The organism is Micromonospora chalcea (assembly GCF_002926165.1).
Taxonomy (GTDB): domain Bacteria; phylum Actinomycetota; class Actinomycetes; order Mycobacteriales; family Micromonosporaceae; genus Micromonospora; species Micromonospora chalcea.
In genome coordinates, this window is sequence record NZ_MAGP01000108.1 from 1 (window position 1) to 12869 (window position 12869).

The 12869-nt window shown below is 72.0% G+C and carries 14 protein-coding genes; 2 read left to right on the forward strand and 12 right to left on the reverse strand.

Annotated elements, in window-relative coordinates; translation table 11 throughout:
• From BAW75_RS13400 to BAW75_RS13425, 6 genes are all read right to left on the reverse strand, one after another.
• Positions 1-402: hypothetical protein (locus tag BAW75_RS13400; protein ID WP_104113778.1), on the reverse strand; the 402-nt coding region annotated here is incomplete at its 3' end.
• Between the two features lie 73 nt (positions 403-475).
• Positions 476-850 (reverse strand): GntR family transcriptional regulator, encoded by a 375-nt coding sequence (locus BAW75_RS13405; protein ID WP_104113779.1) that lies wholly within the window; start codon positions 848-850, stop codon positions 476-478.
• Positions 847-1788, reverse strand: coding sequence for a YhjD/YihY/BrkB family envelope integrity protein (locus BAW75_RS13410; RefSeq protein WP_043326794.1), 942 nt, complete (start codon positions 1786-1788; stop codon positions 847-849). Before BAW75_RS13410 ends, BAW75_RS13405 begins: the two co-directional genes overlap by 4 nt.
• 56 nt (positions 1789-1844) lie before the next feature.
• Complete coding sequence (locus tag BAW75_RS13415) at positions 1845-2432, reverse strand: 2'-5' RNA ligase family protein (protein WP_043326796.1); 588 nt, start codon at positions 2430-2432, stop codon at positions 1845-1847.
• A 17-nt stretch (positions 2433-2449) separates the two neighbouring features.
• Positions 2450-3475 (reverse strand): tryptophan--tRNA ligase, encoded by a 1026-nt coding sequence (gene trpS, locus BAW75_RS13420; RefSeq protein WP_043326798.1) that lies wholly within the window; start codon positions 3473-3475, stop codon positions 2450-2452.
• A 33-nt stretch (positions 3476-3508) separates the two neighbouring features.
• The gene (locus tag BAW75_RS13425) at positions 3509-4525 is read right to left on the reverse strand and encodes a hemolysin family protein (RefSeq protein ID WP_208635244.1); all 1017 of its coding nucleotides are present in this window, start codon (positions 4523-4525) and stop codon (positions 3509-3511) included.
• A 177-nt stretch (positions 4526-4702) separates the two neighbouring features.
• Here BAW75_RS13425 and galE point away from each other — a divergent pair, with 177 nt between their 5' ends.
• Entirely contained in the window at positions 4703-5689 is a 987-nt protein-coding gene (galE, locus tag BAW75_RS13430) for a UDP-glucose 4-epimerase GalE (RefSeq protein WP_043326801.1), read from the forward strand.
• A complete protein-coding gene (galK, locus tag BAW75_RS13435; RefSeq protein ID WP_104113781.1) occupies positions 5686-6840 on the forward strand; it encodes a galactokinase in 1155 nt (384 codons plus the stop codon). Before galE ends, galK begins: the two co-directional genes overlap by 4 nt.
• Positions 6841-6940: 100 nt before the next feature.
• Here galK and BAW75_RS13440 read toward each other — a convergent pair whose 3' ends face one another.
• The 6 genes from BAW75_RS13440 to BAW75_RS13465 form a co-directional block, all read right to left on the reverse strand.
• A complete protein-coding gene (locus BAW75_RS13440; protein WP_030501168.1) occupies positions 6941-8242 on the reverse strand; it encodes a sulfate adenylyltransferase subunit 1 in 1302 nt (433 codons plus the stop codon).
• Positions 8242-9153 carry a sulfate adenylyltransferase subunit CysD gene (cysD, locus tag BAW75_RS13445; RefSeq protein ID WP_030501167.1) on the reverse strand — a complete coding sequence of 304 codons (912 nt, stop codon included), beginning with the start codon at positions 9151-9153 and terminating at the stop codon, positions 8242-8244. Before cysD ends, BAW75_RS13440 begins: the two co-directional genes overlap by 1 nt.
• Before the next feature lie 79 nt (positions 9154-9232).
• The gene (locus BAW75_RS13450; RefSeq protein ID WP_069087186.1) at positions 9233-10066 is read right to left on the reverse strand and encodes an inositol monophosphatase family protein; all 834 of its coding nucleotides are present in this window, start codon (positions 10064-10066) and stop codon (positions 9233-9235) included.
• A gap of 39 nt (positions 10067-10105) precedes the next feature.
• Entirely contained in the window at positions 10106-10696 is a 591-nt protein-coding gene (gene pth, locus BAW75_RS13455; RefSeq protein ID WP_030501165.1) for an aminoacyl-tRNA hydrolase, read from the reverse strand.
• Positions 10697-10796: 100 nt separating this feature from the next.
• On the reverse strand, positions 10797-11492 hold the full coding sequence (locus tag BAW75_RS13460; RefSeq protein ID WP_013283957.1) for a 50S ribosomal protein L25/general stress protein Ctc: 696 nt from the start codon (positions 11490-11492) through the stop codon (positions 10797-10799).
• A gap of 284 nt (positions 11493-11776) precedes the next feature.
• Positions 11777-12757 carry a ribose-phosphate diphosphokinase gene (locus tag BAW75_RS13465; protein ID WP_030501163.1) on the reverse strand — a complete coding sequence of 327 codons (981 nt, stop codon included), beginning with the start codon at positions 12755-12757 and terminating at the stop codon, positions 11777-11779.
• Positions 12758-12869 lie beyond the last annotated feature (112 nt).

A 12869-nucleotide genomic window follows, 5' to 3' on the forward strand; every position in this document is an offset into this window, starting at 1 on the left:
CCCGGCCCGGATCTCCTCCCGGTCGGGCGCCTTCGCCGGCTCGGGCTCCGGCTCGCGCTCGGCGGCCCGTTCCAGCTCCTCGTCGATGACGTCCTCGAAGTCGCCGTACAGGTCAGCCTGGTCGATCTCGGCCGCCTCGTCCTCGGCGGCGATCTGCGCGGCGGCGATCTCACCCCGGATCTCCTCCGGCGTGAGCGCGGGCAGCAGCGGCTCCACCACCGCCATCAACTGCTCCTCGGCCACCACCGCCTCGGCCAGCGCCAGCGCGTGCGCCCGCTCGTACGGGCCGCATACCACCGGCTCCCACTCGTCGTCCGCGCCGAGCGGGCCGAACGTGATGATCCACGGCAGGCCGAGCATCGGCGAGTCGTCCGGCAGGTCGAGTGTCACGAGTGCGCCCACCGGCCCATCATCGTCGGACGGGATCCGCCCGGGGAACGCATCGGCTCGACTCTCCCCGCTCAGGGGACCACGCTCAGCCACGCGTGCCGGCGTCCAGCGCCGCGCGGACCAGGGCGACCGCCCGCTCCGACGGGACGCCCAGGCGGCGCGCCTCGGCGGCGTACCCGGCGGCGGCCTGCTGCAACCGGTCGACGGCGTCGTCCCGCCCCGGCGCGACCACCGTGCCGTGCCGGCCGCGCGTCTGGACCAGCCCGGCGGCCTCCAGCTCCCGGTAGGCCCGCGCCACCGTGTTCACCGCCAGCCCCAGGTCCGCCGCGAGCTGCCGGACCGCGGGCAGCCGGGTCCCCACCGGCAGCCGCCCGTCGCCGATCCGCGCCGCGAACTGCGCGCGCACCTGCTCGTACGGCGGCACCGCCGACGCGGCGTCGATCCGGATCCGCGCGCTCATCCCGCCCCTCCCGGCGTTCCCGGTTCGGTTTCCTCGTCGAGCACGTCCGCCTCCACGTCCACCTCCCGGGCGCCGCCCTCGGCCAGGTCCACCACCCGGCCGTACGGGCTGGTGGCGGCGAGCGCCGCGCCGAAGAGCACCAACTGGTTGAGCAGGTAGAGGTAGAGCAGCAGGCCCACGGCGGTGGCGACCACCGTGTACGCCGGGTTCCGCTCGGTGCGTACCACGTAGTAGCGCCCCACCGTGTTGAGCAGGGTGATGCCGATCGCGACGGCGAGCACCGCCGGGCGCAGCCGGCGCCGGCTCATCCGCAGCCGGGGCACTGCGAGCAGCAGCGCGGCGGCCAGCACGGCGTTGACGAGCACGCTCAGCACCGCGCTGACCGTGGTCAGGCCCACCGAGCCGGTGCTGCGCAGCAGGAAACGCAGCAGCGACTCCAGCGCGTCCACGGCGGCGACCGAGACGAACAGCAGCACGAAGACCGCGACCAGCACGCCCAGGTCGACCAGCCGCCGCATCACCAGGTTGCCGGGCTGCTGGTTGAAGCCGTACATCAGCCGCTGCGAGGAGCGGATCGCCTCCACCCAGCCGATGCCGGTGAACACCAGGATGACCAGGCCGACCACGCCGACGGTGTTGCTGCTCTCGGCGATCTGCGCCGGGTCGAGAAAGGGCAGGTTCTCTTCGAGGAAGTGGGCGGCCGCGCGGCTGACCTCCTCGTTGTCGCGCAGCACCGCGCCGAAGACCCAGTACGCGACGAGCGCGAGCGCGAACACGGCGAAGAAGCCGTAGTACGCGATGGCGGCGGCGAGCCGCCCGGCGAGCAGGTCGGCGTAGAGCGTCCCGGCCCGCCACACGTGGTCGAAGACCGACGACCGGCCCCGGGCCGCGTCGATGCGGCGCCCGACCGCCGCCTCGATCCGGCCGAAGACGTTCACCCCGTCATCCTCGCTGATCTCCGCCCGTGGCGGAGGAGCCCCGGCCGGTCGAATGTTCAGCTCGCCCCGCCGAGCCGGAAGTCGCGCCGGGGCTGCCACCGGGTAGCCCCGCTGTGCGAGAACAGCGTGAACGCCTCCACCTGGAACAGCGCGGAGAAGTCGGCCAGATCCTCGTACGCCTTGTCGAGCACCTCGGGTGGCACGTCCTGCGCCACTGTGACGTGCGGGTGGTACGGGAAACGCAGCTCGCGGCGCAGCTCGGGAGCGGAGTTGATGGCGGCGGCCAGCAGTTCGCACTCGCTGATCCCGGCCGCCACCGCCACGAAGACCACCTGGGTGACCGGGCGGAACGTGCCGGTGCCGCGCAGGTGCAGCGTGAACGGCAGGTGCGCGGCGGCGACCCGGTCCAGGTGCTCCTCGACGGCGGGCAGCGCGCGTACCGGAATCTCGGTGGGCCCGAGCAGGGTGACGTGCGCGGGGACGGCCGCCGGGTCGCCGGCCTCGACCCGGCGGCGGGTGAGCATCCCGCCCCACGGCTCGGGGATGTCGACGGCGATCCCGATCTGGATCGTGTCCGCGCCGCCCGGCGCCGCGTCATTGCCCGCCACGTCGCGCGCCACCCCTCCGGCCTCCGGCTGCGTCACCCGTCCCGCCCGGGCCGCTACTCGAACCGCACCGGCGGGAAGAAACCGACCCGCTCGTACGCCGCACGCAGCGTCGCGTCGGCCACCACGCGGGCCTTCTCCGCGCCCCGCGCGAGCAGCTTGTCCAGTTGGGCCGGGTCGTTCAGGTAGCCGTTCGTGCGTTCCTGGATCGGGGTGACGAACTCGCGCACCACCTCGGCCAGGTCCTTCTTGAGGTCGCCGTAGCCCTTGCCGTCGTACGCGGCCACCAGGTCGTCGATGGACCGGCCGGACAGCGCCGAGTAGATGGTGAGCAGGTTGCTGATGCCCGGCTTGCCCTCGGCGTCGAAGACGATCTCGCGGCCGGTGTCGGTGACCGCCGAGCGGATCTTCTTGGCCGAGCGGGCCGGGTCCTCCAGCAGGTCGATGATGCCGGCCGGGGAGGAGGACGACTTCGACATCTTCGCCGTCGGGTCCTGCAGGTCGGTGATCTTCGCGGTGTCCTTCACGATGTGCGGCGCGGGCACCGTGAAGGTGCGCCCGAACAGCGAGTTGAACCGCTGCGCCAGGTCGCGGGACAGCTCCAGGTGCTGCCGCTGGTCCTCGCCCACCGGCACCGCGTTCGCCTGGTAGAGCAGGATGTCGGCGGCCTGCAGGATCGGGTACGTGAACAGGCCGACGCTGGCCCGCTCGCTGCCCTGCTTCTGCGACTTGTCCTTGAACTGGGTCATCCGGCCGGCCTCGCCGAACCCGGTGATGCAGCCGAGCACCCAGGCCAGCTGCGGGTGCTCGGGCACCTGCGACTGGACGAACAGCGTGCTGCGCTCCGGGTCGAGGCCGAGCGCGAACAGCTGCGCGGCGGCCACCCGGCTGCGGTGCTTGAGCACCTTGGGGTCGTGCCCGGCGGTGATCGCGTGCAGGTCGACCACGCAGTAGTAGGCGTCGTGGCTGTCCTGCAACGCCACCCAGTGCCGCAGCGCGCCCAGGTAGTTGCCGAGGTGGAACGAGTCGGCCGTCGGCTGGATGCCGGAGAAGACGCGCGGGCGGGCGGGTACGTCGGACATGGCGGCAATTCTGTCAGCAAGCCCCGGCGTCCGTCATGACGGGCCGGTGGATCGGGCGGGTACGGGCGGAAGCGGACCGTTCACCTCACGCCGGGGCTCGGGCAGCCGCACGGCGGAGACCGCCAGGCGGGACACCCGCCGGCCGTCGAGCGCCAGCACCCGCAGCAGCCAGCCGGCCGGATCGGCGGGGACCGATCCGCCGTCCGGGTCGAGCGCCACCGGCACCTCGTCCCCGGCCACCGGCAGCCGGCCCAGCGCGGCCATCACGAACCCGCCCACCGTCTCGTACGGGCCGGCGGGCAGCGGCACCCCGGTACGTTCGGCGAAGTCGGTCAGGTTGAGCCGGCCGTCCACGACGGCGGGCAGCCCGGTGGATTCCGGTTCGGGCGGGCTGTGCTCCTCGTCGCGGATCTCCCCGACCAGTTCCTCGACCAGGTCCTCGCAGGTGACGATGCCGGCGGTGCCGCCGTACTCGTCGATGACCACGGCCAGGTGGTGGCCCTCCCGGCGCATCTCGGTCAGCGCCGCGAGCACGCGCTTGCTGTCCGGCAGGCGTTTCACCTCGCGGGTCAGCTCGCCGACCACCAGCGGCCGGTCGGGTTCCGGGCGCAGCAGCACGTCCCGCAGGTGCACCATGCCGACCACGTCGTCGTGGGTGCCGTCGACCACCGGGTAGCGCGTGTGCGGGTCGTCCCGGACCAGTCGCCGCGCCTGGGCCAGCGGCAGCGCCGCGCTGAGGAAGACCACCTCGGTGCGGGGCACCATGACCTCGCGGACGAGCCGGGCGCCGGCCAGCAGCACCTCGTCGATGATCCGGCGCTCGACGGCGTCGAGCAGCGTGTTCGCCGCGACCAGGTCCCGCAGCTCGGCCTCGCTGATCCGCTCCCGGCCGGCGACCGGGCTGGCGCCGAGCAGGTCGGTCACCAGGCGGGTGGCGCAGTCGGCGGCCCGCACCACGAGGCGGGCCACGGTGCGGGCCAGCGGGCCGGGTTCGCGTCGGAGCCGCCCCGGCGGACGCCGCCGGGGCCCGGGACCACCACCCTCCCGCATGAGAAGGATGGTAGACAGCGGCCACCGTAAGCTCGGGCCGATGTTCGGATCTGTTCAGTCATGAAGGATTGTGATGGAATGGAGGCGGGCTCAACTCGACAGCCGCGACACCGCCCCCGGCCGTAGGGTGATCGCGGGAAGGCCGCGGGACGCGGCCCAGGTAGGAGGACGACCGACGTGAAACTGCTCGTCACCGGCGGCGCCGGCTACATCGGCAGCGTGGTGACCCGGATGCTGCTCGACCACGGCCACCAGGTGACCGTGCTGGACGACCTGCGCACCGGTCACCGGGAAGCCCTCGCCCCCGAGGCGACCCACGTCGACCTGCCGGTGCACGAGGCCGCCCGGGTGCTCACCCCCGACGCCGGGTACGACGGCGTGCTGCACTTCGCGGCCCTCATCGCCGCCGGCGAGTCGATGATCCGGCCCGAGCTGTACTGGCACACCAACACCGTCGGCTCGATCGCGCTCATCGACGCGGTCCGCGCCGCCCGGGTGCCCCGGATGGTCTTCTCCTCCACCGCCGCCGTCTACGGCAACCCCACCGAACTACCCATCCCGGAAACGGCCGTCAAGGCCCCCACCAGCACCTACGGCGCGACCAAGCTGGCCGTCGACATGGCGCTCACCTCCGAGGCGATCGCGCACGACCTGGCCGCCGTCTCGCTGCGCTACTTCAACGTCGCCGGGGCGTACCTGCGCGACGGGCTGGCCATCGGCGAACGGCACGACCCGGAGACGCACCTCATCCCGATCGCGCTCGACGTGGCCGCCGGGCGGCGGGAGAAGCTCCAGCTCTTCGGCGACGACTACCCCACTGTCGACGGCACCTGCGTACGCGACTACATCCACGTGGAGGACCTGGCCCGCGCCCACCTGCTCGCGCTCGACGCCGCCACCCCGGGCCGGCACCGCATCTACAACCTGGGCAACGGCAACGGCTTCACCAACCGGCAGGTGGTCGACGTGGTCCGCGAGGTCACCGGCCACCCGGTGCCGGTCGAGGTGGCCCCCCGCCGCGAGGGCGACCCGGCCGAGCTGGTCGCGTCCTCCGCGCTGGCCCGCGACGAGCTGGGCTGGACGCCGGCCAAGCCCACCCTGCACGACATGGTCGGCGACGCCTGGGCGTTCTACCGGGCCCACGTCGCGGGGCAGCCCTCATGACCGTTGCCGACCGCGCCGCCGCCGGCTTCCGGCAGCGGTACGGCACCGAGCCGGCCGGCCGCTGGGCGGCACCCGGACGGGTCAACCTGATCGGCGAGCACACCGACTACAACGACGGCTTCGTGCTGCCCTTCGCGCTGCCACTGCGTACCGTGGTCGCCGCCGCGCCCGCCCCGGACGGACGCTGGACGGTCTGGTCGGAGCTGGACGACGAGCCGGTCGAGTTCGGCACGGCGGAGGCCGACGAACCCGGCGGCGTCGACGGCTGGGCCGCCTACGTGGCCGGGGTGGTGTGGGCGCTGCGCGCCGCCGGCCACGACGTGCCGGGCGCGCGGCTCGCCGTCGCCTCCGACGTGCCGGTCGGCTCCGGGCTCTCCTCGTCGGCGGCGATCGAGTCGGCGGTGCTGGCCGCGCTGGTCGACCTCGGCGGCCTCGACCTGCCCGCGCAGGCGTGGCCCCGGCTGGCCCAGCGGGCCGAGAACGACTACGTCGGCGCGCCCACCGGGATCATGGACCAGTCCGCCGTGATCCGCGGCCGGGCCGGGCACGCCCTGTTCCTCGACTGCCGCACCGAGGAGGTCGAGCAGATCCCGTTCGACCTGGACGCCGCCGGGCTGGCCGTGCTGGTGATCGACAGCCGGGCGCCGCACCGGCACGCGGACGGCGAGTACGCCGCCCGGCGCCGCAGTTGCGAGCGGGCCGCCGCGACGCTCGGGGTGACCGCGCTGCGCGACGTCGACGTGGCCGACCTCGACGCCGCGCTGGCCCGCCTCGACGACGACGAGACCCGCCGCCGGGTCCGGCACGTCGTCACCGAGAACCAGCGGGTGCTCGACACCGTCGCGCTGCTGCGCGCCGGCCGGGTCCGCGACACCGGTCCGCTGCTGACCGCCTCGCACGCCTCCATGCGCGACGACTTCGAGATCACCGTGCCGGAGATCGACACCGCGGTCGAGGCGGCGCTGTCCGCCGGGGCGTACGGCGCGCGGATGACCGGCGGCGGTTTCGGCGGCTGCGTGCTCGCCCTGATCGACGCCGAGGCCGCCGACCCGGGGGCCGCCGCCGTCACCGAGGCGTACGCGAAGCGCGGCTTCACCGCCCCCGGCACGCTCACGGTCCTCCCGGCCGACGGCGTCACCCGCCTGGGCTGAGGGTGTAAGGAAGGGCCCCTTATTAACGCCTGCGGTAGAGGAAGGGCCCCTTGTTAACAGCGCGCTGTTAACAAGGGGCCCTTCCTTACGAAGCAGGGGGTCAGCCGGCCTCGACGATCATGCCGGCGCCGACCGTACGGTTCGTGGCCTCGTCGATGATCACGAAGCCGCCGGTGGTGCGGTTGCGGCGGTACTCGTCGGCCAGCAGCGGCACCGTGGTGCGCAGCCGGACCCGGCCGATCTCGTTGAGCTTCAACTCGCCCACCGTCTCGTCCCGGTGCAGCGAGTTGATGTCCAGCCGGTAGTGCAGGCCGCGCACGATCGCCCGCGCCGAGCGGGTGGTGTGCTTGATCGCGTACCTGCCGCCGACCTGCAACGGGCGGGTCTCGTCCATCCAGCAGACCATCGCCTCGATGTCCTGCACGGCCATCGGGGCGTTGTTCGGCCGGCAGATCATGTCGCCGCGGGAGATGTCCAGCTCGTCGGTCAGCCGGACCGTCACCGACATCGGCGGGAACGCCTCGTCCACCGGGCCGTCGGCGGTCTCCACCGCCGCGATCCGGCTGGTGAAGCCGGACGGCAGCACCATGATCTCGTCGCCCGGCTTGAGCACACCGGAGGCCACCTGCCCGGCGTAGCCCCGGTAGTCGGTGACGGTGGTGGACTGCGGCCGGATCACGTACTGCACCGGGAACCGCACGTCGACCAGGTTGCGGTCGGAGGCGATGTGCACCCGCTCCAGGTGGTGCAGCAGCGACGGACCCTCGTACCAGGGCATGTTCTCCGAGCGGGTGACGATGTTGTCGCCCTTGAGCGCGGAGACCGGCACCACCGTCAGGTCCGGCACGTCGAGCTTCGCCGCGAACGCGGTGAACTCGTCGGCGATCCGCTCGTAGACCTCCTGCGACCAGTCGACCAGGTCCATCTTGTTGACACAGAGAACCAGGTGCGGCACCCGCAGCAGCGAGCAGAGGAACGCGTGCCGGCGGGACTGCTCCACCAGGCCCTTACGCGCGTCCACCAGGATCAGCGCCAGGTCGGCGGTCGAGGCGCCGGTGACCATGTTCCGGGTGTACTGGATGTGCCCGGGGGTGTCGGCGATGATGAACTTGCGCCGCGGCGTGGCGAAGTAGCGGTACGCCACGTCGATGGTGATGCCCTGCTCCCGCTCGGCGCGCAGGCCGTCGGTGAGGAGCGCCAGGTTGGTGTACTCGTCGCCACGCGCCGCGCTGACCGCCTCGACGGCGGCGAGCTGGTCGGTGAACAGCGACTTGGTGTCGTAGAGCAGACGGCCGATGAGCGTCGACTTGCCGTCGTCGACGCTGCCCGCGGTGGCGAACCGCAGCAGGTCCATCGGCCGCGCGGTGTCGCTCTCGGCCGGCGCCAGGGTCTCGACGCTCATCAGAAGTAGCCCTCTCGCTTGCGGTCCTCCATGGCGGCCTCGCTGACCCGGTCGTCACCACGGGTCGCGCCGCGCTCGGTGATCCGCGTGGCGGCCACCTCCTCGATCACCTTCTCCACCGTGTCGGCGTCCGACCGGACCGCCGCGGTGCAGGAGGCGTCACCCACGGTCCGGTACCGCACCTGGGCCTTGAACGGCTGCTCACCGGCGCGGGCCCGGAAGAACTCGTTCACCGCGTAGAGCATGCCGTCGCGCTCGATCACCTCGCGCTCGTGCGCGTAGTAGATCGACGGCAGCGGAATCCGCTCCCGCGCGATGTAGTGCCACACGTCCAGCTCGGTCCAGTTCGACAGCGGGAACACCCGGATCGACTCGCCCGGGTGGTGCCGGCCGTTGTACAGCGCCCACAGCTCCGGACGCTGGTTCTTCGGGTCCCACTGGCCGAACTCGTCGCGGAAGCTGAACACCCGCTCCTTGGCCCGCGCCTTCTCCTCGTCGCGCCGGGCGCCGCCGAACAGCGCGTCGAAGCGGTGCTTCTCCACCGCCTCCAGCAGCACCGGCGTCTGGATCCGGTTGCGCATGCCGTCGGCGGACTCGCGGACCAGGCCCTTGTTCAGCGCCTCCGGCACGCTCGCCACGATCAACTGCAGGCCCAGCTCGGCCACCCGCTGGTCGCGGTAGTCGAGCACCTCGGGGAAGTTGTGCCCGGTGTCCACGTGCATCACCGGGAAGGGGATGTTGGCCGGCGCGAACGCCTTCTGGGCCAACCGGAGCATCACGATCGAGTCCTTGCCGCCGGAGAAGAGCAGCACCGGCCGCTCCATCTCGGCGACCACCTCGCGCATCACGAAGATGCTCTCCGCCTCAAGGGCGTCGAGGTGCGACACCTGGTACGCGGCGGGGGACGTCATGACACGAACTCGATTCGCACGGATCCGTACATCGGATTCCAGACCTTTCAGGTCGGACTCGTGAAGAAGAACGCTCAGGTTACCCGGAATGCCGCTGCAACGCTGCAAGCAACCGACTCGCGAGATCCTTGCGGCAGACCAGCAGATCCGGTAGACGCGGGTCGGCCCCGTTGTATTTCAGCGCAGAACCGTCGATCCGGGAAGCATGCAGACCGGTGGCCGTCGCCACAGCGACCGGAGCGGCCGAATCCCACTCGTACTGACCGCCCGCGTGGATGTACGCGTCGACCTCGCCGGTGACCACGGCGGCGATCTTCGCGCCCGCCGAGCCCATCGGGACCAGATGAGCGCCGACGTCCTCTGCCAGATCGGTCAGGAAAACCGGCGGACGGCTACGACTGGCCGCCAACCGGATGACCCGCCGGCCGCCACCCACGGCCGCCTCCACTGTCATCGGCGGATACGCCGGCGGATGGTCCGTGCCGAGCACCCGGTGCTGGGCCGGCAGGCCCACCGCGCCCGCCACCAGACCGTGCGGCGTCGACGCGTGACGCGACCAGAGCGCCACGTGCACCGCCCAGTCCGAGCGCCCTTCCTCCGCGTACTCCCGGGTGCCGTCCAGCGGATCGATGATCCAGACCCGGTCCGCGTTCAGGCGCGACAACGCCGCGTCCGTCACCTCCGCCGTCCAGGCCAGCCGCGAACCCTCGTCCTCCTCCGACAGCACCGCGTCCGCCGGCCGCCACTTCGCCAGCTCGGTGCGGATCAGGTCGTGCGAGACCTTGTCCCCGGCCGACCGGAGCGCGCCCGCGTCGGCGAACCCCATCTCCGTCCGCAACGCCGTCAGCGCCTGACCGGCCCGCGACGCCAGCCACCGGGCGAAGCCGCCGTCGATCATCGGAGGACTGCCCATGATGCTCCCGTCGCCCGCCCTTCGGTCCCCGGCCACTGCTCAGCCCCCGTGGTACAGGTTCTGCGTCGGCTCCACGCCCTTGAGAACCACCGACTCCACCACGTCCGCCGCGCGGTCCACCAGGAACTCCAGCTCCTTGCGCTCCGACGGGGAGAAATCCGAGAGTACGTAGTCAGCCGGGTCCTGCCGCCCCGGCGGCCGGCCGATGCCGAACCGCACCCGCACGTAGTCCTTCGTGCCGAGCGACTTCGACATCGAACGCAGACCGTTGTGGCCGCCCTCGCCGCCGCCGCACTTCACCCGCACCTGCCCGTACGGGATGTCCAGCTCGTCGTGCACCGCGATCACGTGCGCCGGCGGGATCTTGTGGAACTGCGCCAACCCGGCCACCGGGCCGCCGGAGAGGTTCATGTACGTCAACGGCTTGAGCAGCACCAGCTTCGGCCCGCCGAACCCCAGCCGCCCCTCCGCGGCCTCGGCCATCGCGCGCTTGTGCCGCCCGAACTTCGCGCCCACCCGGGCCGCCAGCAGGTCGGCCACCATGAACCCGACGTTGTGCCGGTTGTTCGCGTACTCCCGGCCGGGGTTGCCCAGGCCGACCACCAGCCACGGCCCCGCCTCGTCCGTCACCCGACGCCCCTTCCCGCTCGCTTCCCCGACCAGCCGTCCCGATACGCCGACAGGCGCCCCCGGGAACCGGGGACGCCTGTCGCACAGCCTTGCGGACCGGTCAGGCCTCGGTCTTCGCCTCGGCCGGGGCCTCCTCGCCCTCGGCGGCCGGAGCGCCCTCGGCACCCTCGGCGGTCTCCTCGCCGACCTCGGCCTCGGCCTCCTCGGTGGCCTCCTCGACCTCGGGGAGGGTGGCCTCGAGCTGCTCGGCGGTCGGAGCGGCGGTCACCGAGGCGACAGCGGTCTCCTCGTCGGTGGCCAGCTCGACGCCGGCCGGCAGCTCGACGTCGGCGGCGGTGATCGTGGTGCCCGGCTCGGCGCCCTCGATCGACGCCTCCAGGTGGTCCGGCACCTTGGTCGCGTCGGCGGTCACCGACAGCGTGTCGTGGTCGTGCACGATCAGCGTGTCCTTGGCGGCCTCACCGGTCAGCTGGACCGGGACCTCGACGGTGACCTTCTCGCCCCGGCGGACCAGCAGCAGGTCCACGTGCTCGAAGGTGTCCTTGATCGGGTCACGCTGGATCGCCTTCGGCAGCGCCAGCACCTGGGTGCCGTCGCTGACCTCGATCGCGAAGAGCTGGTTCGCGCCGCCCTTACGGATCGCGGCGGCGAACTCCCGCGCCGGAAGCGCGATGTGCTTGGGCTTCTCGCCGTGGCCGTACAGCACGGCGGGCACCTTGCCGGCCCGGCGGGTACGACGGGCACCACCCTTGCCGAACTCGGTACGGGGCTCGGCGCTGATCTTTACCTCGGACACGGGGAAACTCCTGATGCTTCGCTGCGGCGGCTTGTCGTCTGGCGGTGCTGGGGCGAGGGGCTCGCTGGGGCTAGGGTCATGAACGACCGCCCGGAGCACCGCGTCGATGACGGCGCCTCCGTGCGGTGCTTGTCAGCAGCCCGCCGGGCACCCTCGCCGTGGCAACCGCACCAGTCTACCCGAGGGAATTCCCGGCTCTCCGGCAGTCCCCCATATCACCGCGCCGCCGGTTCCGCAGGGCATCGGCCCGGCCGCCGGAACACCGGCGACCGGACCGGCACTCCTCAGCTCAGGCCACCGAACAGGGTGGTCACCGAACCGTCGTCGAAGACCTCCCGGATCGCCCGCGCCAGCAGCGGGGCGATCGACAGTACGGTCAGCTTGTCCAACTGCTTCTCCGACGGCAGCGGCAGCGTGTTCGTCACCACGACCTCGCTGATCGGGCTGTTCTTCAGCCGCTCCGTCGCCGGGTCGGACAGCAGCGCGTGGGTCGAGGCGACCACGATCTCCGCCGCGCCCTGCTCCTTGAGGATGTCCGCCGCCTTGGTGATCGTGCCACCGGTGTCGATCATGTCGTCCACGATCAGGCACACCCGGCCCTCGACCTCACCGACCACCCGGTTCGCCACGACCTGGTTCGGCTTGAGCGGATCGCGGGTCTTGTGGATGAACGCCAGCGGGCAGCCGCCCAGCCGGTCGGTCCAGCGCTCCGCCACACGTACCCGGCCCGAGTCCGGCGCCACCACCGTCATCGGGCGGCCCGCGTACTTGTGCTCCACGTACTCCGCCAGCACGTCCATGGCGAACAGGTGGTCCACCGGGCCGTCGAAGAAGCCCTGGATCTGCGCGGTGTGCAGGTCGACGGTCAGGATGCGGTTCGCGCCCGCCGTCTTGAGCAGGTCGGCGATCAGCCGCGCCGAGATCGGCTCCCGGCCGCGGTGCTTCTTGTCCTGCCGCGCGTACGGGTAGAACGGCAGCACCACGGTGATCCGCTTGGCCGAACCGCGCTTCAGCGCGTCGACCATGATCAGGGTCTCCATGACCCAGGTGTTCACGCCGTGCGTCACGGACTGCACCACGAAGGCGTCCGAACCACGAACCGAGTCCTTGTACCGGACGAAGATCTCGCCGTTGGCGAAGTCGTACGCGTCGGCCGGCGTCGGCGCGACGCCGAGCACCTCACCGATCTCCTTGGCCAGCTCCGGAAAACCCCTCCCGGAGAAGAGCATCAGGCTCTTGCGGTTTTCGGCGACGATGCTGCCCATGGGCCCGTCTGCTCCCGTATGTCGGTGGTGCCCGGCGGCGGTGAGGCCGGGGAGTGTTCGGTTGCAGTATGCCCCCGGTTCAGCGATCCACCCACGGCCCGCCGATCCCCGT